General features: G+C 65.2%; 17 protein-coding genes. 11 read left to right on the plus strand and 6 right to left on the minus strand.

The features are described from left to right. Positions 1 to 5: 5 nt before the first annotated feature. Together rfaE2 and kdsA are read right to left on the minus strand one after the other, a co-directional pair. Positions 6 to 1,460, minus strand: a complete 1,455-nt coding sequence (gene rfaE2 / locus LG306_RS11315; RefSeq protein ID WP_404414478.1) for a D-glycero-beta-D-manno-heptose 1-phosphate adenylyltransferase — start codon at positions 1,458 to 1,460, stop codon at positions 6 to 8. An 18-nt stretch (positions 1,461 to 1,478) separates the two neighbouring features. Beyond that, a complete protein-coding gene (gene kdsA, locus LG306_RS11320) occupies positions 1,479 to 2,357 on the minus strand; it encodes a 3-deoxy-8-phosphooctulonate synthase (RefSeq protein WP_026108227.1) in 879 nt (292 codons plus the stop codon). Positions 2,358 to 2,468: 111 nt separating this feature from the next. On the opposite strand from kdsA, the gene LG306_RS11325 reads away from it, so the two are divergent. Genes LG306_RS11325 through sseA form a run of 3 tightly spaced genes read left to right on the plus strand, consistent with a single transcriptional unit; the run spans position 2,469 to position 6,000 of the window. Continuing rightward, complete coding sequence (locus LG306_RS11325; protein WP_404414481.1) at positions 2,469 to 3,926, plus strand: cryptochrome/photolyase family protein; 1,458 nt, start codon at positions 2,469 to 2,471, stop codon at positions 3,924 to 3,926. Positions 3,927 to 3,958: 32 nt separating this feature from the next. Beyond that, positions 3,959 to 5,179 carry a class I SAM-dependent methyltransferase gene (locus tag LG306_RS11330; RefSeq protein WP_404414484.1) on the plus strand — a complete coding sequence of 407 codons (1,221 nt, stop codon included), beginning with the start codon at positions 3,959 to 3,961 and terminating at the stop codon, positions 5,177 to 5,179. After that, positions 5,176 to 6,000, plus strand: coding sequence for a 3-mercaptopyruvate sulfurtransferase (gene sseA / locus LG306_RS11335; protein WP_404414487.1), 825 nt, complete (start codon positions 5,176 to 5,178; stop codon positions 5,998 to 6,000). Before LG306_RS11330 ends, sseA begins: the two co-directional genes overlap by 4 nt. Positions 6,001 to 6,002: 2 nt before the next feature. Here the strand turns inward: sseA and LG306_RS11340 are convergent, their stop codons facing one another. Next, positions 6,003 to 7,328 (minus strand): dicarboxylate/amino acid:cation symporter, encoded by a 1,326-nt coding sequence (locus LG306_RS11340; protein WP_404414490.1) that lies wholly within the window; start codon positions 7,326 to 7,328, stop codon positions 6,003 to 6,005. 33 nt (positions 7,329 to 7,361) lie between these two features. Continuing rightward, positions 7,362 to 8,429 (minus strand): amino acid ABC transporter substrate-binding protein, encoded by a 1,068-nt coding sequence (locus tag LG306_RS11345; RefSeq protein WP_404414493.1) that lies wholly within the window; start codon positions 8,427 to 8,429, stop codon positions 7,362 to 7,364. A 104-nt stretch (positions 8,430 to 8,533) separates the two neighbouring features. Between LG306_RS11345 and metC the strand changes: the two genes are divergently transcribed. The 7 genes from metC (at position 8,534) to LG306_RS11380 (ending at position 17,443) form a co-directional block, all read left to right on the plus strand. Next, positions 8,534 to 9,712: a cystathionine beta-lyase gene (gene metC, locus LG306_RS11350; protein ID WP_404414496.1), complete on the plus strand. Its 1,179-nt coding sequence runs from the start codon at positions 8,534 to 8,536 to the stop codon at positions 9,710 to 9,712. A 23-nt stretch (positions 9,713 to 9,735) separates the two neighbouring features. Then, positions 9,736 to 11,082 carry an O-antigen ligase family protein gene (locus LG306_RS11355; RefSeq protein ID WP_404414499.1) on the plus strand — a complete coding sequence of 449 codons (1,347 nt, stop codon included), beginning with the start codon at positions 9,736 to 9,738 and terminating at the stop codon, positions 11,080 to 11,082. Then, positions 11,057 to 13,144 carry a DNA topoisomerase IV subunit B gene (gene parE / locus LG306_RS11360; RefSeq protein ID WP_404414502.1) on the plus strand — a complete coding sequence of 696 codons (2,088 nt, stop codon included), beginning with the start codon at positions 11,057 to 11,059 and terminating at the stop codon, positions 13,142 to 13,144. Before LG306_RS11355 ends, parE begins: the two co-directional genes overlap by 26 nt. A gap of 49 nt (positions 13,145 to 13,193) precedes the next feature. Next, complete coding sequence (locus LG306_RS11365; RefSeq protein WP_404414505.1) at positions 13,194 to 14,606, plus strand: FAD-binding oxidoreductase; 1,413 nt, start codon at positions 13,194 to 13,196, stop codon at positions 14,604 to 14,606. Between the two features lie 84 nt (positions 14,607 to 14,690). Further along, a complete protein-coding gene (gene yaaA / locus LG306_RS11370; RefSeq protein WP_404414508.1) occupies positions 14,691 to 15,461 on the plus strand; it encodes a peroxide stress protein YaaA in 771 nt (256 codons plus the stop codon). A gap of 53 nt (positions 15,462 to 15,514) precedes the next feature. After that, a complete protein-coding gene (locus LG306_RS11375) occupies positions 15,515 to 16,357 on the plus strand; it encodes a 3-hydroxybutyrate dehydrogenase (RefSeq protein WP_404414511.1) in 843 nt (280 codons plus the stop codon). An 18-nt stretch (positions 16,358 to 16,375) separates the two neighbouring features. Further along, positions 16,376 to 17,443: a patatin-like phospholipase family protein gene (locus LG306_RS11380; RefSeq protein ID WP_404414514.1), complete on the plus strand. Its 1,068-nt coding sequence runs from the start codon at positions 16,376 to 16,378 to the stop codon at positions 17,441 to 17,443. Here the strand turns inward: LG306_RS11380 and LG306_RS11385 are convergent. Both LG306_RS11385 and LG306_RS11390 read right to left on the minus strand, forming a co-directional pair. After that, positions 17,440 to 18,357, minus strand: a complete 918-nt coding sequence (locus tag LG306_RS11385) for an L-threonylcarbamoyladenylate synthase (protein ID WP_404414517.1) — start codon at positions 18,355 to 18,357, stop codon at positions 17,440 to 17,442. The genes LG306_RS11380 and LG306_RS11385 overlap by 4 nt on opposite strands. Beyond that, entirely contained in the window at positions 18,354 to 18,905 is a 552-nt protein-coding gene (locus LG306_RS11390) for a cytochrome b (RefSeq protein ID WP_404414520.1), read from the minus strand. Before LG306_RS11390 ends, LG306_RS11385 begins: the two co-directional genes overlap by 4 nt. Positions 18,906 to 19,039: 134 nt before the next feature. Between LG306_RS11390 and LG306_RS11395 the strand changes: the two genes are divergently transcribed. Further along, positions 19,040 to 20,824 (plus strand): acyl-CoA dehydrogenase, encoded by a 1,785-nt coding sequence (locus LG306_RS11395; RefSeq protein ID WP_404414523.1) that lies wholly within the window; start codon positions 19,040 to 19,042, stop codon positions 20,822 to 20,824. Positions 20,825 to 20,837: the final 13 nt, after the last annotated feature.

Genomic DNA, 20,837 nt, shown 5'->3' on the forward strand with positions numbered 1-20,837 from the left:
CGGCGTCACTGCGCGCTCCCTGTCATCTTCTCGATCGTTCGTGTGGTCGAATAGCCGTCCTTGAAATCGGCCAGCTTGACCTCGCCGCCCCAGCTTTCGACCAGATCGCCGCCCACGACGCCCTCTCGCGTATAGTCCGAGCCCTTGATCAGAACATCAGGACGCAGCCGTTCGATCAGGGCGATCGGCGTCGGATCATCAAAGCTGGTGACGCGGTCGACGCTGGCCAGCCCGCCGATGACGACGGCGCGACTATCCAGATCATTCACCGGACGCCCCTCGCCCTTCAATCGCTTGACCGATGCGTCGGTATTCAGCGCCACGACCAGACGATCGCACCAGCTACGGGCCTGCGCCAGATAGGCCACATGGCCGCGGTGCAGGATGTCGAAACAGCCGTTGGTGAAACCGACCTTCAGGCCCTGACGTCGCCACCCTTCGACCTCGGTCGCCAGCTCGTCGAGCGGCGTGACCTTGGATACCGCAGCGATGGCGTGCTGGCTCAGTTCGTCTTCGATCAGCTCGGCTGGTGTAACGACGGCCGTGCCGGCCTTCCCGACAACCACGCCAGAGGCCAGGATGGCGAACTCGACCGCCATCTCCAGCGACGCGCCAGCGCCGAGCGCCAACCCGATCGCGGCCAGGCCTGTATCGCCTGCGCCAGACACGTCGAAGACCTCGCGCGCCCGGCCGGGGAAGTGCTTCACCGGTTCGCCACGCCGCGCCAGGCTCATCCCCTTGCCCGCACGGGTGACGATGATCGCCTTGGCGGTCGTGGCGGCCAGCAAGGCGGCCAGCGCCGTCTCGACCTCGGCGTCCGTCGCGACCGGCAGGCCGGTAGCGCCGGCGAGTTCCGAAGCATTGGGCTTGATGACATCGACGGCGCCGTAGCGAGCGAAGTCCCTTCCCTTTGGATCGACGACAACCGGCGCACCGGATGTCTGCGCCGCGTTCAGCGCCGAAGCCAGAAGCGCATCGCTGACGACGCCCTTGGCGTAATCTGAGAGCAAATAGACCGACGTGTCTGCAAACGCGTTCGAATCTTGGATCGCGGTCGGCGCAGCCTCGTCATCCAAACGCAGCAGCTGTTGCCCTCCCGAAACGAAGCGCGTCTTCACGATGGTGGACGCGCCTGCCGGCCTCGCCATGACGTCCTCGATGTGCGGCTCGGCGGCGATCAGACCGGTTAGTTCCGCCCCAGCCGCGTCGTCGCCGATCACGGCGCCCAGCCGCGCCACACCACCCAAGGCCGCGATATTGCGCGCGACGTTGCCGACGCCGCCCGGCATGGCGACGGTGCGGCTGGTGCGAAGCACAGGGATCGGCGCCTCGGGCGAGATGCGGCTGACCTCGCCATAGACGTAGCGATCCAGCATCAGGTCGCCGACGCAGGCGATCTTCAGGCCGCGCACGCGCTCCAGCAGGGTTTGCAGGGCGCCCAGGTCCAAGGTGTCAGACATGGGTCCGACCTAGAGGATTCAGGCGGCCTGCGCCACCGGCGCCTTGGCCCCGATCTTGATGGCCAGGTCGTCGAAGGCGATCAGTTCGGCGGCCAGGGCCTCGAACTGGCTCAGCGGCACCATGTTCGGGCCATCCGACGGCGCATTATCCGGGTCCTGGTGCGTTTCCATGAAGACTGCATCGACGCCCACAGCCACCGCCGCGCGCCCCAGCACCGGCACAAACTCGCGCTGACCGCCCGACGACGCGCCCTGCCCGCCCGGCTGCTGAACGCTGTGGGTCGCATCGAACACGACGGGGCAGCCGATCTCGCGCAGCACCGGAAGCGCTCGCATGTCGCTGACCAGAGTGTTGTAGCCGAAGCTGGCGCCGCGTTCACAAGCCATGACGTTGGGATTGCCGGCGCCGACCACCTTGGCAATGACGTTCTTCATGTCCCAAGGCGCCAGGAACTGACCCTTCTTGATGTTGATCGCCTTGCCGGTGGCGGCGGCCGCCAGCAGCAGGTCGGTCTGACGGCTGAGGAAGGCCGGGATCTGCAGCACGTCGACGACCTCGCCGACCGGACCACACTGAACCTCGGAGTGAACATCTGTCAGGGTCGGCAGACCTGTGACCTCGCGAATCTCGGCGAAGATCGGCATGGCGTCTTTCAGACCGATACCGCGCGCGGCGCTGGCGCTGGTCCGGTTCGCCTTGTCGAAACTGGTCTTGTAGATGATGCCGACGTTCAAACGCTCGCCGATTTCCTTCAGCGCATGGGCTGTCTCCAGCGCGTGCTGACGGCTCTCCATCTGGCAAGGACCGGCGATGAAAGCGATTCTTGCGCCGCCGCCAATGACGACAGGCGTCCGAAGACCTTCGGACAACGTAATGACAGCGTTGGGTCGGCTCACGAGGCGGCTCTTTCGACGTTCGGTGTTGTGGAGGCGGCTTTTGCCGCAGCTATTGGGCCATCAGGTGGCGCTCTGAAGGGATGAGCGCAAGTTATCACGGAGTTCGCCCGCGTGGCCACCAAACCTGTCATCCTGTGGTTTCGCCGCGATCTGCGGCTGCATGACAATCCTGCCCTGAACCACGCGGCGGAGACGGGGCGACCAATCCTGCCCGTCTATATTCTGGACGAGCATGGCGAACGACCGATGGGCGCCGCGTCGCGCTGGTGGCTCGACAAGTCTTTAAGGGCGCTGGATGCGGCGCTTCAAGATCGCGGTTCGCGCCTGATTCTGCGCAAGGGCAATGCTCTGAACCAGCTTCAGGCGCTGATCGGCGAAACCGATGCCGACACCGTTTTCATGAACCGCCTGTTCGAACCCGAGGCGTTTGAGTACGACGCTGAAATCGCCCATACGCTCAAGGCGGACGGCGTCGAATGCCGGGGCTTCAACGGCGCCCTGCTCTGCCGTCCTGGCGAGGTGCTGAACGGTTCGGGTCAGCCCTATAAGGTTTTCACCCCGTTCTTGAGAGCCCTGCTGGCCACGGCCGAGGCGCCGGCTCACACAACGGGACCCCGCCAGATACAGACGTCCAAAACGGTTCAATCCGACGACCTCGACGGCTGGAAGCTGCACCCCCATCGTCCGGACTGGTCCAAGGGCTTCGACTGGACGCCGGGAGAAAATGGTGCCTCGCAGGCCTTGTCCAGGTTCATACCATCCGGACTGAAGACCTATGCCAAGGATCGCGACTTTCCCGACCGGCGGGGCGCCAACAGCCGCCTGTCGCCGCATCTTCATTGGGGCGAAATCAGCCCCTGGCGGGCGATAGATCGCGCCCGACAGGCGGCCAAAGACGGCAAGGTGTCATCGTCAGAGGCCGACAAATTTGTTGCTGAGATCGGCTGGCGCGAGTTCTCCGCCCACCTGCTGCACCATTTTCCCTACATCGCCGAGCGCGCGTTCCGTCCCGAGTATGACGCCATGCCCTGGCGTAAAGACGACGCGAACCTCGAGGCGTGGCGACAGGGGCGGACCGGATACCCGTTGGTGGACGCCGGTATGCGTCAGCTCTGGACGACGGGGTGGATGCACAATCGGGTGCGAATGGTCGTCGCCTCCTTCCTGATCAAACATCTGCTGATCGACTGGCGCGAAGGCGAAGCCTGGTTTTGGGACACGCTGGTGGACGCCGACCGCGCCAGCAATGTGCAGAACTGGCAGTGGGTCGCAGGCTCTGGCGCAGACGCCTCCCCCTTCTTCCGCATTTTCAATCCCATCACGCAGGGCGAAAAGTTCGATCCCGATGGCGACTATGTGCGCCGGTGGGTGCCGGAACTTCGCCGCCTGCCGGACCGCTGGCTGCAGTCGCCCTGGATCGCACCCGCTGAAGTGCTGCGTGACGCCGGAATCGTTCTAGGGCGCGATTACCCCAAGCCCATCGTCGAACACGAGAAGGGCCGCGCCCGGGCGCTCGCTGCCCTGAAGACCGTTTCGGGTCGCGGCGACGACCACAGCGACCGTGATTGACCCCCTTTGTATTCCGCGTTGAAAGTCAAAAGATGAGCGTCGCACACGCCGATATTGAAGCCGTCGCCAGCCGAACACCGCGTGTGTTCGCCATGTTGCTGCGGCTTCTGGCCGCCAACTGGACCTTCGGTCGCTTGACGGTGCAACTGCCCAATGGCGAGACCCATGTGCTTCAAGGCAAACAGCCTGGCCCCAGCGGTATGATGACCGTGCGCGACTATCGGTTCGCACGTCGCGTTCTCGCGGCCGGCGATATCGGATTCGCCGAAGGGTATATCGCGGGAGAGTGGGACAGCCCGCACCTGGCCGGTCTGCTCGAGACCCTGGTGGACAACTACGATCACATCCGGCGTCTGTTCGACGGCAATCTGATCATGTGGGTGGTCAACTGGCTGAGCCATCGCACCAATCGCAACAGCAAGACCGGGTCGAAGAAGAACATCCACGCCCACTACGATCTGGGCAACGCCTTCTATTCCCAGTGGCTGGACGGGACGATGACCTATTCATCGGCCCGTTTCAGCCGCGATGGCGAGGCGCTGGAGACAGCGCAGCGTGAGAAATACGCCGCCTTGGCTCGAATGATGGATCTGCGGCCGGGCATGTCAGTGCTGGAAATCGGCTGCGGCTGGGGCGGCTTCGCCGAGTTCGCAGCGCGCGAGATCGGCGCCAAGGTCACCGGGATCACGATCTCCAAAGAGCAGCACGATTTCGCTCGCCAGCGCATGTTCAACGCGGGTCTGAGCGACCGCGCCGATATTCAGCTGGTCGACTACCGCGATGTGCAGGGTCGATTTGATCGGGTGGCGTCCATCGAGATGTTCGAGGCTGTGGGCATGGAGTACTGGCCCGCTTACTTCGGCAAGGTCCACGACGTCCTTCAACCTGGCGGCAAGGCCGGACTGCAGATCATCACGATCAGGGGCGACCTGTTCGACGAATACAATGCCCGGACGGATTTCATCCAGAAGTACGTCTTCCCCGGCGGCATGCTCCCCTCTGAAGACCGGCTGGCGCCGGTCGTGTCGAAAGCCGGACTGTCATGGCAGTCGGTGGAACGGTTCGGCCTCGACTACGCTGCGACGCTCAAGCTTTGGGATGAGCGTTTCCAGGCATCCTGGGGCGAGATCAGCAAGCTTTCCGGCTTTGACGAACGATTCCGGCGGCTCTGGCGCTTCTATCTGGCCTATTGCGAGGCCGGATTCCGCTCTCGCCGCACCGACGTCATCCAACTGAGCCTGTCTCGCCCATGACCCCGCTGATTTCGACGACAGACCTCGCCGCGCGATTGGGCGCGCCGGACTTGCGGATCGTCGACGGCAGTTGGCATCTGGACGGCCGCGACGCGCGCGCCGATTTCGAACAGGCCCATATCCCTGGCGCAGTCTTCTTCGATCTGGATGCGATATCGGATCGCGGCAGCGCTTTGCCCCACATGATGCCGACGCCAGAGGCCTTCGGGGCGGCGGTCGGGACGCTGGGCCTCTCCGTCGATGACCAGATCGTCGTGTATGACACGGCCGGATTGTTTTCGGCGGCGCGCGTCTGGTGGATGCTGAAGACGATGGGCGCGGCAAGGGTCCAAGTGCTCGACGGCGGCCTGCCGCGCTGGCGTGACGACGGCCTGGCAACCGTCTCCGGGCCTTCAGTCGCAGATGCAAAAGACTTCCATGCCAAGATGGCGCCCGATGCTGTCGCCTCGTTGGATGATGTGCGCGTGGTGTTGGCCCAGGATGCCCAAATCGTGGATGCGCGCGGCGCACCGCGTTTCAAAGGTGCGGCGCCCGAACCTCGCGCCGGTGTTCGCAGCGGCCATATGCCCGGCGCGCGCAATCTCCCCTATGGTCGCTTGCTAAACGACAATGGCACGATGAAGCGTGGCGCGGCCTTGGCCCAGGCCTTTGCGGATGCTGGCGTGGATATCAGCCGACCCGTGATCACAACCTGCGGATCCGGAGTGACAGCCGCAATACTGACGCTGGGCCTGACCCAACTCGGTCGTCCGTCGCGGCTTTATGACGGTTCCTGGGCTGAATGGGGCGCCCAAACGGACACCCCCGTCGAAACCGGTTGAGATCAGGCCGGCGGCACCACGGGGACGACATCGTCGGCGTCGATCGGTTCGTCTTCCTCGCCGCGCGAAACGACAGTCGCCAGAACCAAGTCGCCCGTGACGTTCAGCGTCGTGCGGCACATGTCCAGGAAGCGGTCGACGCCCAGGATCAGTCCGATGCCCTCCGGCGGCACCTTCACCATCACCAGGATCATCGCCACGACCGGCAGCGAACCGGCGGGCACGCCCGCTGTGCCGATGCCGCCCAAAATGCAGACCAGCATGACCACGACTTGCTGCGTGATCGTCAGGTCGATGCCGAAGAACTGGGCGAGGAACAGCACGGTGACGCCCTCGAACAGGGCCGTGCCGTTCTGGTTGGCGGTGGCGCCGACCGTCAGCACGAAACGCGCTATCTTGCGCGGCAGGTGCAACTGCTCCTCAGCCGCTTTGAGCGACACCGGCAGAGACGCGTTGGACGAGGCGGTCGAGAAGGCCACCACCATCGGCTCGCGCACACCCTTGAAGAAGGCGATGGGCGAGCGGCCGGCCGCCAGCCAGATCACGAGCGGATAAACCACGAACATATGGATCGCCATCGCGCCGACCGCGACGCCGACGAAGGCCGCCAGGCGCACCAACAGGTCCCAACCAAACAGGGCCGCCAGGTTGAACATCAGACAGGCGATGGCCAGCGGCGCCAGTTTGATGAACAGGTTGATCAGGGTCATCGAGACCTCGAAGATCCCCTGGATCACTTCCTGCAGACGGTCCGTCGCCGGGCTCTTGGCCATGACCAGACCGATACCGAAGAACAGGGCGAAGATCATCAGCGGAAGGATTGCATTCTCCGCCGCTGCGGTGACGGCGTTCGATGGCACCAGATCCAGGAAGAAATCGCCCAGCTGGATCGAGCTGTCGCGCCCGGTCTGAACGATGCTGGCGGCGCCGTCCTTGCCCTGCTCCAACAGCTGCTGAGCCACCGCCGGATCGACGCCTCGCCCGGGCTGGAAGACATTGACCATCACCAGACCGATGACCACCGCGATGCTGGACACCACGACCGTCAAAAGCAGCGTCTTGATTCCCGCCCGTCCCAGCGAGCTGAGATCGCCCATCTCCGCTACCCCGACCACCAGGGCCGAGAACAGCAGCGGGATCACCATCATGAACAGAAGGCGCAGGAAAATCTGACCGATCGGTCCGGTCACATTGTCCGTCAGCCAGACCACCCAGGCCGCATCGGCCCCGACGGCCAGATTGACCAGCAATCCCCCGACCAGCCCAACCGCGAAACCGATCAACATCAGCCAGTGCAGCGCAAGGCCGCCGCGTTTCGTCTCGGTCATCTGTCCCCCAGGAAGCGATGCAAGCGTCGGCGCTTATCGGATCGGCAGGCCATAGATCAAGCCGGCAGGCCGCGCGTTCCATTGTGCGTTCAAACCGCGCGCCAGGTCGAGCGCCGATTGCGATCCCAGATTTCGCTCAAAAATCTCGCCATAGTTTCCGACGGCTTCGATCGCGTCCTTGGCCCAATCGTCGGACAGCCCCAGCATGGGACCGAACTCGCCCTCCGCGCCCACAAGACGTCGCACGCGCGGATCCGTCGTGGTCTTGAATTGATCTTCGGCATTGGCCTTGGTGACCCCGAGTTCTTCGGCCAGCATCAGGGCGTTCAGGGTCCAGCGAACGGTCGAGGCCCAGCGTTCGTCGCCTGCCTTGACCACCGGGCCCAGCGGCTCCTTGGACGCCACGTCGGACAGGATCACATGTTCGTTGGGATTGGTCAGCACAGTCCGCGCGGCCGCTAGCGCCGAGATGTCGGCGCTGAACGCGTCGCAATCTTCACGGCCATAGGCGTCGCGCGCCGCTTCCTCCGTCTCGAACACGACCGGCCGATATTCGATGCCGCGAGACCGGAAGTAGTCAGCGGCGTTGGCCTGGGATGTCGAACCCGACTGAACGCAGACCCGCGCGCCCGTCAGTTCTGTCGCACTGTTCAGGTTCAGCGAACGCCGGACCAGAAAGCCCTGGCCGTCGTAATAGTTGACGCCGGCGAAGACGAACCCCTCGCCCGCGTCGCGGCTCATGGTCCAGGACGAGTTGCGCCAAAGCACATCGATGCGGCCGTCGTTCAGCGCCGTGAAACGATCCGACGCCGACAGAGGCACGAACCGCACCGCATCGGCATCGCCCAGCACCGCCGCCGCCGTCGCGCGACAGAAGTCCACGTCGAAGCCGCGCCACTGGCCGCGATTGTCGGTGTAGGCAAAGCCGACCAACCCCTGATGCACACCGCAATTCAGGCGACCGCGGCGTTTGATGGCGGCCAGCGTCGGGCTTTTCGCGACCGCAGTCGAAGACGCTTGCGCGGGCGTGGCAGGGTTGGTTCCCGGCGCTGGGCTGGCGTCCTTGCGCCCGCAAGCCGTCGTCATCAGCACAACGGCCATCGCTCCGATCGTCCAGCACCGCATCGCGTTCCTATCCCTCGCCGCTTGCGCCCCGGTGGCTTTAGAGGCCTTTAGGGACCGATCCGCAACCCATCGGAGGGGCCATGTCGCTGCTTTCGGACCGCACCCGCCTGATCGCCGCCGCCACGCGACGCGGCCGAGGTCGGCGCGGCGTCAATCCGCCGATCGAACGCGCTTCGACGATGTTGAGTGATAGCGCGGCCGTCATGCGCGACGAGACCGACGGGCCGACCTATGGCCTCAGCGGCGGCAGCGCTGCCCGCGATCTTCGCCGCGCCCTGGCCGATCTGGAAGGGGCAAAGGACGCCTTTCTGGTTCCGTCGGGTCTTGCCGCCGTCACGGTTCCGCTACTGGCGCTTTTGAGGCCTGGCGACGAGGTGATCACAACTGACGCCGTCTATGGTCCGACGCGCCGGTTCCTGAGCCGATATCAATCGGCCCGCGGCGTCACGACCCGCTTTTTGCCCGCAGACGCAGATGCGCAGACTGTTCTGGCCGCCATTGGCGAGCGCACGCGGCTGGTGCTGATGGAGTCGCCGGCCTCTCTCACATTCGAAATGGTCGATGTCGCTGTCGTGGCCCAGGCCTGCCGCGCACGAGGCGTCCTGACGGTGGTCGATAATACCTGGGCCGCCGGCCTGGCCTATCGTCCGCTCGCCCATGGCGTGGATGTCAGCGTTCAGGCCGTGACCAAATATATCGGCGGTCATTCGGACGTGCTGATGGGCAGTATTGCTTCAAACAATCCCGCCTGCCGGCGCGCCATCGGCGACACCATCGAGGATCTCGGCTGGCATGTGTCGCCCGACGACGCCTGGCTGGCGCTACGTGGCCTGCGGACTTTGCCGCTGCGCTATGCCGAACAGGCGCGGTCAGCCTTGATCGTCGCACAGTGGCTCCACGCTCGGCCAGAGGTGTCCCGCGTCCTCTACCCGCCTCTGCCCGGCTCGATCGGTCATGATCTGTGGCGGCGAGATTTCACCGGCGCGGCGTCTCTGATGGGCGTGGTCATGAAGGGCGGAGACAAGGCGGCGGGCGAGGCCTTGCTGAACGCCCTGACCCTGTTCGGCCTAGGCTATTCCTGGGGCGGGTTCGAAAGCCTGATCACTCATGAGACCCATCAGATGGCCTACCGCCACCATCCGCCTGTGCTTGAGGGCGAATTGATCCGACTTCATGTCGGTCTTGAAGATCCTGCGGACCTTGTCGCCGATCTCGAACAGGGCCTCGCCGCCTTCACCGCCGCGCTCACGGTTCCTTAAGCGCCGCAAAGGACTGTGCGCCCGTGCGCGAACCGCCTGTCCAGACTCCGGATGATTCTCCGCCGCTGTGGGAACAGTGGGCGGCCGGCTTCGTCATCTTCATGTTGACCGGCGCCCTGATCGCGCCCGTGATCGCGCCGACCCAGGTCGAAACGCCGATCCTGCGGTTCATCTGGTTGCCGGTCTATGCCGTCATCGCCGGCCTGATCGTCTTTCGCTTCGACAAGGTCATCCGCGCCTGGCCCGCTTGGCTGATGATGTTCGCCCTGGTCGCCCAGTGTTTCGTCTCGAAATACTGGTCCATCGACCCCGAGGTCACTGAGCGCCGCGTCATCGCCATGGCGATTAACAGCGCTTTCGCTATCTATCTGGGCGCCCGGTTCCGTGACGACGCCCTGCCGCGCGTCCTGATGTACACCTGTCTGGTGATGGCGATCGGCAGCCTGATCATGGTGTTCGGCTATCCGAAGGTCGGGGTGCACCAGTTCGACAACGCCGGCTTGTGGCGCGGCCTCTGGTACGAGAAGAACCAGATGGGGCTGGTCATGGTGGTGGGCGCCGTCTCCGCCGCAGCGACCCTGGCCGCCGATCATATCGCGGGACGCAGCCATCGGTTCTGGATCTGCCTACTGACATTGGGCCTCACCACGCTCTTGGTGCTCGCCACCCAGTCCAAGACGTCGCTTCTGTGCTGGGGCCTGGGCCTGAGCATGATCGGCGGGTGGTGGGCGTTGAAACAGGGCGGCGCTGTCATCACCGTCATCGGCATCTGGCTTGCCGTCATCATTGCGGCGGGCGCGACCTGGCTGTGGAACTCCGACTCCGCCGCAATCCTCGAGGCGCTGGGCAAGGACCCGTCGCTGACGGGCCGCACCCTGATCTGGGAAGCCCTTATGCGGAAGGTCGCCGAGCGCCCTTGGACGGGATACGGCTTCAGCGCCTTCTGGGGCGTGGACTCGATCCCCGCGCGCGAAATCCGCATCGAGACCCAATGGCCCGTCCCCTCCGCTCACAACGGCTGGGTCGATCTGCTCGTGCAACTGGGCTGGCCCGGTGCGGTGGCTGTGGGGGCCATCATGGCGCTCTCTGCGATCTTCGTCATCGCGCGCACGAACGGGCTCGGTGCGCGCGAAGGCTATTGGAGCATCGCCTATCTGTCGGTCTTCACCGCTTTGAGCCTTTCGGAGAGCGTTCTGCTGACCCACGCCAACCTGCCGTGGATTCTGATGCTGGCGATTATGGCCCGCGCCGTGACCTTTGATCCGGCGCCAGTTCGTGCGCCGCTTGCTCGACCGGCGTCACGGGCCTACCAGACCCGGTCCCGAATCGCCTCAGACTATGTGAATGGCCGCCGACCTCTTCGCTTTTGACGACGACGAACCCGAAGCTCGCAAACCCGAGCCGCCCAAGCCTGTTGCCGTGACCCCGCCTCCGGCTGCGCCCGCTATCGTCCCAACGCCCGCGCCGCCTCCTGTTCAGGCCACGGCCACGACGGCGGCCGCCACCGGCTATTCCGCCTCCTCTATTGAGGTGCTGGAAGGGCTGGAACCCGTTCGCAAACGCCCCGGCATGTATATCGGCGGCACCGACGAGCGCGCCCTGCACCACCTGTTCGCCGAAGTCCTGGACAACGCCATGGACGAGGCGGTGGCGAAGCACGCCAAGCTGATCACCGTCGATCTGGACGCCGACGGCTATTTGTCGGTGCGCGACGACGGACGCGGCATCCCGGTCGATCCGCATCCGAAACATCCAGGCAAGTCGGCGTTGGAAGTCGTCATGACGGTCTTGCACTCAGGCGGCAAGTTTTCCGGCAAAGCCTATGAAACGTCTGGCGGTTTGCACGGCGTCGGCGTCTCTGTCGTCAACGCCCTGAGCGAAAGCGTCGAGGTGACCGTCTGGCGCGACGGCTTCGAATGGAAGCAGGCCTTCAGCCGCGGCCACGTCCTGGCCCCGATCCAGCAGATCGGTCCGTCCAAAAAGCGCGGCACGCTGATCCGCTTCAAGCCTGACGACGAAATCTTCGGCATGGGCGCGGCCTTCAAGCCGGCGCGCCTATTCCGCATGGCGCGGTCAAAAGCCTATCTGTTCCGCGGCGTTGAGATTCGCTGGACCTGCGCGCCGGAGCGGATCACCGACTCTACGCCCGCCCAGGCCAGTCTGCACTTCCCGGGCGGCCTGGCCGACGCCCTGGCCGACCGCATCGGTCAACTGGAAACCGTCACACCCACCTTCGCCGGCCGCGCCGAACGTCAAGGCGAAGCGGGCGCCTTTGAATGGGCTGTCACCTGGTCGCCTGCCGGTTTCGGCGAAGCGGACGGCTTCATCCAGTCCTACTGCAACACCGTCTCCACCCCCGACGGCGGCACGCACGAAGCCGGATTCCGCGCCGCCCTGGTCAAGGGGCTCAAGGCCTATGGCGAACTGACCAACGAGAAACGCGCCTCGGTCATCACGGCCGAGGACGTCATCGCCAACGCCGGCGCCCTGATCAGCGTCTTCATCCGCAATCCCGAGTTCCAGGGCCAGACCAAGGATCGCCTGTCGTCGCCCGAGGGGGCGCGGATCGTGGAGCAGTTGCTCCGCGACCCTCTGGACCACTGGCTGACCGAGAGCCCGAAACAGGCCAACGCCCTGCTCGGCTTTGTCATCGACCGGGCCGAGGAGCGGCTGCGCCGCCGCAAAGACAAGGAGGTCCAGCGCGCCGCCGCCACCCGCAAGCTGCGCCTGCCCGGGAAACTGTCCGACTGCTCCCGTCAGGCCGCCGAGGGCACCGAACTCTTCATCGTCGAAGGCGATTCGGCCGGCGGCTCGGCCAAGCAGGCGCGCGACCGCACGACACAGGCGATCCTGCCCCTGCGCGGCAAGATCCTGAACGTCGCGTCCGCCACCGCCGACAAGCTGCGCGCCAACGTCGAACTGTCCGACCTGGCCCTGGCCCTGGGCGTCCAGCCCGGCAACCGGTTCAACATCGATGACCTGCGCTACGAGCGGATCGTCATCATGACCGACGCCGACGTGGACGGCGCCCACATCGCGGCCCTGCTGATCACCTTCTTCTACCGCGTCATGCCCGAGACGATCCGTCAGGGTCGGGTCTTTATGGCCTTGCCGCCGCTCTACCGCATCAGCGCCGGGCCTCTGAGCGAATACGCCCGCGACGACGCCCACCGCGACGAACTGCTGGCGACCGTGTTCAAGGGCAAGAAAACCGAAATCGGCCGGTTCAAGGGCCTGGGTGAAATGATGGCCTCCCAGCTGAAGGAGACCACCATGGATCCCAAGAAACGCACCCTGGCCCGCATTACGGTGCCCGACGCCGAGGCCAGCATCGAGGACCTGGTCGAACGCCTTATGGGCAAGCGCGCCGACGCGCGCTTCCAGTTCATTCAGGAAAACGCCCAGTTCGTGAAAGAAGAACTCGACGTCTAACGGCCTCGCGGCCCTTCCAACGCACGACGACGCCTGACAAAAGGGGGGCATGCAGACGCCCGCTCCCTCCACCGCCGTGCTTGATGAGTTGAAGGCCGCACTGGGTCCGGGCGGCTGGACCCAGGACCCCGACGTCATCGCGCCGCATCTGACCGAATGGCGCAATCGCTGGACGGGCGACACGCCGATCCTGCTGACCCCCCGTTCGACGGAAGAGGTCGCGCGCGCCGTGACGATCTGCGCACGCGAGGGCGTCGCGATCACGCCCCAAGGCGGCGGCACGGGACTGGTCGGCGGCCAGGTGCCCTTCGGCGAAGTCCTTCTGTCGCTGAAGAAGATGCGGGCCGTTCGCGACGTCACGCCCTTGGACGACGCCATGACGGTCGAGGCGGGCCTGACCTTGCTCGAGGCGCAGCAGACGGCGACGGCGGCCGGCCGCTACTTCCCGCTCAGCCTGGCGGCCGAAGGCTCGGCCACCATCGGCGGCGTCATCTCCACCAACGCCGGCGGCACCCAGGTGCTGCGCTACGGCATGATGCGCGACCTGGTGCTGGGGCTTGAGGCGGTCATGCCCAACGGCGAGATCTTCCGGAGCCTGAAGCGGCTGCGTAAGGACAACACCGGCTACGACTTGAAACAGCTGCTGATCGGCGCCGAGGGCACACTGGGCGTCGTGACTGCCGCAACCCTGAAGCTGTTCCCCATCATGCGGTCGCGCGCCGTCGCGGTGGTCGGACTGGAGACCGCCGCCGCCTCGGTCGAACTGCTGGCCCGCGCCAAGGCGGAGACGGGCGGCGGGGTCGAGGCGTTCGAGCTGATGAAACGTCTGGGCATGGAACTGGTGCTGAAGAACATCCCCGACACCCGCGAGCCGCTGGACACGACGCCCGATTGGTACGTTCTGATCGAGATCGCCTCCGGAACGCCCGGCGGCGCCGAGGCCCAGATGCAGGCCCTGCTGGAGGTCGCCTTCGAGGAAGGCCTGATCACCGACGCCGCCATCGCCCAGAACGACGCCCAGCGCGCCGCCTTCTGGCGTCTGCGCGAAGAACATTCGGCGGCGCTCAAGCCCGAGGGCGGCGGCTGGAAACACGACGTTTCCGTCCCCATCAGCCGCATCGCCGAATTCATCGACGAAGCCTCGGCCGCCGTCGAACGCTTCCACCCCGGCGCCCGCATCTCGGTCTTCGGCCACGTCGGCGACGGCAATCTGCACTACGATATCCTGCCGGGTGTCGGTCAGGACATTCCCGCCTTCATCGGCCTTTGGAAGCAAGGCTCGCAAGTGGTTCACGACGTCGTCGGAACCTACGACGGCTCCATCTCCGCCGAACACGGGCTGGGCCGGCTGAAGACCGAAGAGGTCAAGCGCTACAAGTCCCAACTCGAGATTGAAACCATGGCCGCCGTCCGCCGCGCCATCGATCCTCAGCGGATCATGAACCCGGCCGTTCTGTTCTAGCGGTCCCCGGCGCCGCAGCGTCGCTGCCGGTTCAAATCGTCATCGAAGCATCCTATGTGGGCGGCGACATTACGGAGCCGCGTCTTGCTGATTGTTCTTTCCCCGGCCAAGCGCCTCGATTTCACCGAAGCCGATGCGGCCATTCCGGGTACGGACCGGCGGTTTCTCGAAGACACCGCCAGCCTGTCCAAGACCGCCAAGCGCCAGACCAAGGCGGATCTGCGTCGGCTGATGGGGATTTCGGACGATCTGGCGACCCTGAACGCCGCGCGCTTCAAGGCATTCGATCCAGAATCCACAGAGGGCGTTCAGGCAGCCTTCGCCTTTGCCGGCGATGTGTATGAGGGTTTGAAAGCGCGCGAACTGGACGCCGACGCCTTGGCTTTCGCCCAGGACCATTTGCGCATTCTGTCCGGCTTTTATGGCCTGCTGCGTCCGTTGGACCGGATTCAACCCTATCGGCTGGAGATGGGCACGCGGCTGAAGACGCGTCGCGGGGCCAGTCTGTACGACTTCTGGGGCGACCGGATTTCCAAACAACTGAACGAAGACTCCGAGGGCCAGTCGGATCCGACGCTCGTGAACCTGGCCAGCCAGGAATATTTCGGCGCCGTCGATGCAAAGGCTCTGAAGCTGCCTGTCGTCACGCCCCAGTTCCGGGAAGAGAAGAACGGCGAGAGCCGCATCATCTCCTTCTTCGCGAAGAAGGCGCGCGGGGCCATGGCGCGGTTCGCGATCGACGAGCGCGTGGAACGGGTCGCGGACCTGAAGGCGTTCGACCGGGACGGTTATGCGTTCGACAAGGCCGCCTCGACCGACGCCGAGTGGATATTCATCAGATCGGGAAATTCTTGATCCCGACATCGACCTACCGCTAAACTCGCCAAAACAAACGAAGGGGCGGATTCATGTCGCAAGAGCCTAAGGACTCCACGGGCGTTGACAGTCGGGCAGCACGCGGTATCGGCGACCTGAAAGGGCAGGTCGCGGTCATTACGGGCTCGACCTCCGGCATAGGACTGGCTCTGGCGCGGGCCGTGGCGGCGGGCGGCGGCGACGTCGTGCTGAATGGCCTGGGCGACCCTGGGGAGATCGAGCGCAACCGCGCCGATCTGGAGACCTCGTCGGGCGTTCGCGTCCTCTATCATCCGGCCGACATGACGCGTGGCGAAGAGATCGCGGACATGATCGCCTTCGCTGAACGCGAACTGGGACGCCTGGACATTCTGGTCAACAACGCCGGCATCCAGCACGTTGAATCCGTCGAGAACTTCCCTACCGACCAGTGGGAGAAGATCATCGCCATCAACCTGTCGTCGGCCTTCTACGCCACGCGGGCGGCGATCCCGATCATGAAGGCGCAGGGACGCGGCCGGATCATCAACATGGCCTCGGCGCATGGTCTGGTGGCCAGTCCGTTCAAGTCCGCCTATGTCGCGGCAAAGCACGGCGTCATCGGCTTCACCAAGACCGCAGCGCTGGAACTGGCGCGCGACAACATCACCTGCAACGCCATCTGCCCCGGCTTCGTCGAAACGCCGATCGTGACCAAACAGATCGCGGATCAGGCGCGGACGCGAAACATGAGCGAGGAGCAGGTGCTGACAGACGTGATCCTGGCGGCCCAGCCGACAAAGCGGTTCGTCACGACGGAGGAGTTGACCGGCATCTTCCTCTACCTGGTCAGCGACCTCGGCGCCTCGGCCAACGGGGCCAGCTTCTCCATCGACGGCGGCTGGACCGCGCAATAGCAAAGGAAGACGGCGGTCATGGCGATTTTCAAGCGCAAGACCGCCGAGGCGGCGGAGGTCGTTCCCGCCGCTCCCGCCCGACGGTCCATCTGCCTTGCGCTTCAAGGCGGCGGCGCGCACGGCGCCTTCCAATGGGGCGTGCTGGATCGTCTGTTGGAAGACGATCGGCTTGATATTCGCGCGGTGTCCGGCGTCTCAGCGGGAGCGATGAACGGCACAGCCTTGGTGTCGGGCCTCGCGTCAGGGGATGGCTGCGCCGCGTTGGACAAGCTCTGGCGAGAGGTGAACCAGTCCGGCGGTCGCAACGTCTTCGGCGACAGCGCGATCTGGAATGCAGCGCGGACGCCCGACTGGATCAAGGATAGCCCATTCTGGCGCGCGGGCGAGACGCTGGCGATGTCGATGAGTCCGTATGAATTCAATCCGCTGAACCATAATCCTCTGAAACGGGTTTTGCAGGCCTCGGTCGACTTCGGCGCTGTTCAGGCTTCGGACATCCGGCTTTTCGTAGCCGCCACCGCTGTGCGCCAGGCGAAAGCGCGCATCTTCCAGACGAATGAGATCAACGCCGATGTCCTGATGGCATCGGCCTGCCTGCCCCATCTGTTTCAAGCCGTGGAGATCGACGGGGAGCCCTATTGGGACGGCGGCTATCTGACCAATCCGCCGCTGTGGCCGTTGACCGGAGATGACACGCCGGACGACGTGCTGTTGATCACACTCAATCCGATGGTGCGCGACGAGACGCCTAAAAGCGCAGGCGACATCGTCGATCGGCTGAACGAGATCGTCTTCAACGCGCCGCTGGTCGCAGAACTGCGCGCCATCGCCTTGGCGGGTGAACTGATCGAACATGGACAGTTGAAAGGCGGCGGCGCTGGTCCTTACCGGCATGTCCGTTTGCACGCGATCGAGGCGGACGGCTGGCTCTCGGACCTGTCGCTGCGATCCAAATTCAATACCGAATGGAGTTTCCTCAACGACCTCAAGGCGCGGGGACGTGCGGCCGCCGACGATTGGTTGAACGCGTGCCTGGGCAGCGTCGGACGCCAATCCAGCGTCGATCTTCAGGCCCGCTTCGGCTAGCCGACGAAGCCTGCGGCGCGGCGCAGACGGTCGTTGATGGCTTCACCCAGTCCCGTCGCCGGGATCGGCGACACGGCGATACCTGTCGGCCGTGTGCGGTCGGCCTCACGGAGCAGTCGGAACAGATTGGCGGCGGCTTCGCGCAGATCGCCTGACGGGCTCAAGCTCCAGCGCTCCTCGCCGGCTTCGGGGCCAAAGCCAAGCAGGATTTCGCCGTCATGCGCTGCGTCCGCCTCGATGCGAACCGGCGCATCCGGCGCATAGTGCAGGGTCAGTCGCCCGGGCGAACGATGCCCCTCCCCGCTCTCATGGAGGGGACCGACTACCGCCTCGATCTCGGACCGGGTGACGGCACCGGGACGAAGTAAGGCGACCCGCCCCCCGAGCACCGACACGACCGTGCTTTCCAGACCGACCTGGCAAGGCCCGCCATCGACAGCCGCCGAGACGGCAAAGCCTGTCTCCTCGACGGCATCGGGGAAGGTTGTCGGGCTGGGTCGCCCGGAACGATTGGCCGAGGGAGCTACGACAGGGCCGCCGAACGCCGCCAACACTTCCCTGGCCGCCGAATGCGCCGGAACGCGGATCGCGACGCTGTCCAGTCCGGCGCGCGCCAGATCGCAGACCCTGCGCGTGTCAAGGATTGGCGTGATCAGGGTGAAGGGTCCGGGCCAGAAGGCGTCCGCCAAGGCCCGTCCGAGCGGACCCAACTCCCCAATCTTGGCCGCCGCATCGACATCCACGACATGCGAAATCAGCGGATTGAACTTCGGCCGTCCTTTTGCGGCGAAGATGGCGGCGACCGCCTGGGCATTGCTGGCGTCGGCGCCCAGTCCGTAAACGGTCTCGGTCGGCAGCAGGATCAGATCGCCGTTCGCCAGCGCCTGTGCGGCTTGCAGCGGCGTTCGGCTCACGGTCGGCGCGGGATGATCGGGATCATCCGGTGCAGCACATTGTCCCGATCAATGAACTGGTGCTTCAGCGCCGCGATCACATGCAGGACGATCAAGACATAGAGGCCCTTCACCGCCAGCTCATGCAGCCCCATCAGGCTGCGCGCCGCTTCACGCCCGCCGCCGACGGGCAAGAGGGGCCAAGAGAAGAGGCCGAACCACTCGATCGCGCGCCCGCCGGCCGACGATGCGAGCCAACCTGTCATCGGAATGACGATCAGGGCCAGATAGAAGAGGACATGCGTCGCGCGCGCCGCCACCTTCTGCCAGCGCGGCAAGGCCGAGGGCAACGGAATCGCCGGGTTCGCCAGGCGCCATCCGATCCGCGCAAGGGTCAGCACCAGGATCGTCAGACCCAGCGACTTGTGCAGCATGACGAACTGGCCCGAGATCGGCCCTTCCGTATTCTCATGTGCGGTGATCAGCAGCACCTGCGCCAGGACGGCGGCGGCGATGCCCCAGTGCATCAGCAGGGAAACGGTCGAATATCGATTGCGGGGCTCGCCCATGTCTTCCCTTCCGCGACGGCACGGCGTCACCATGCGTTCAGCCACTTTGCACTGAGACGGGGCGCGTCGCCAAGACGCTTGCAGCGACAGGCCCCGACGCGGCACTTAGGCCGCAAAGACGATTGAGGAAACCCATGACCTATCGCGCGCCCGTTCGAGACCTGGCCTTCACTCTGGAATCCGTCGCCGGCATGGCCGACGTGGCCGCAACCGGCGCCTTTCCCGATTACGACGCCGACGTCGCCGGCGCCGTTCTGGAGGCGGCGGGACAATTCTCCGAAGAGGTGCTGGCGCCGCTGAACAGGATTGGGGATCAGAAGGGCTCGACCTACGCCAACGGCGCCGTCACCGCCGCGCCTGGATTCGCCGACGCCTATCGCCAGTTCGCGGCCGGCGGCTGGACCGGGTTGTCGGCCTCGACCGAAGCGGGCGGACAGGCCCTGCCCAAGGCCCTGGAACTGGCGGCCTACGAGACCGTCCATGCCGCCAACATGGCGTTCGGCCTGTGCCCCATGCTGTCGCTGGCCTCGATCGAGGCGCTGGAGCAGGTCGGGACGGAAGAGCAGAAGGCCAAATATCTGACCAAGCTGGTCAGCGGCGAATGGACCGGCGCCATGGTGTTGACTGAGCCGGGCGCCGGATCAGACCTGGGTTCGCTGATCACTACGGCGACGCCGAACGGCGACGGGACCTATGCGCTGAACGGGCAGAAGATCTACATCACCTGGGGCGACCACGACGCGACCGACAACATCGTCCATCTGGTGCTGGCTCGCCTGCCGGACGCGCCCAAGGGGCCCAAAGGCATCAGCCTGTTCCTGGCGTCGAAGTTTGCGGTGAAGGAAGACGGCACGCTCGGCGACCGCAACGCCTTCCGCCCGGTCGGCGTCGAGCACAAGTTGGGCATCCACGCCTCGCCGACCTGCGTCATGAGCTATGAAGGCGCGACCGCGGAATTGGTCGGTCAGCCGAACCAGGGCCTAGCCCATATGTTCGTGATGATGAACGCGGCGCGTCTGGCGGTCGGCGTCGAGGGCGTCGGTATCGCCGAACGCGCCTACCAGCACGCACTCGCCTATGCCTTGGACCGTCGTCAGGGTCGCTCGGTTTGGACCGGCGAGGCCAACGCTCCGATCTTTGACCATCCCGACGTGCGCCGCATGCTCAGCGTCATGAAGGCCAAGATTTCGGCGGCGCGCGCCGTTTGCCTGTCGACCGGCGTGGCCGCCGATCTGGCCCGCCACGCCGGGACCGGAGAGGAACGCCGCCATTGGAAGGGGCGCGAGGACCTGTTCACCCCGATCGCCAAGGCCTGGTCCACCGATATCGGCTGCGAGGTCGCCTCGATGGGCGTCCAGATCCACGGCGGCATGGGCTTCATCGAGGAGACCGGCGCGGCGCAATACTATCGCGACGCCCGCATCGCCCCTATCTACGAAGGCACCAACGGCATTCAGGCCATGGATCTGGTGGGTCGCAAACTGTCGATGGACGGCGGCGATTCGGCCAAGGCGCTGATCGCGGACATGAAGGCGACGCTGGTCGATCTCGGAAAGCTCTATAGCGGCAAGCCCGTCGACCGGTTAGCCACCGCCATCGAGGCGGTCGAGGATGCGACCCTGTGGCTGCTGGATCAGAAGGCCGATCCGAATGCAGCGGCCGACGTGCTGGCGGCCGCCGACGCCTATCTGAAACTGCTGGGCGATGTGGCCGGCGGATGGATGCTGGCCAAGGGCGCGCTTGCCGCAAAGGCGAAGCTGGACGCCAATGACGGTGATCCGATTTGGCTGCAGGGCAAGCTGGACCTCTACGAAGTCTATGCCGCCAATGTCTTGGGCCACGTTTCCAGCCGTCTCGCTGCCGTGGGTCAGGCCGGCGACCTGCTGCGGCGGATGACGGTGGACGCGCTGGCCGGATGATCGGCTCGGCGTT

The organism is Brevundimonas vesicularis (assembly GCF_044807075.1).
GTDB classification, from domain to species: Bacteria; Pseudomonadota; Alphaproteobacteria; order Caulobacterales; family Caulobacteraceae; genus Brevundimonas; species Brevundimonas vesicularis_G.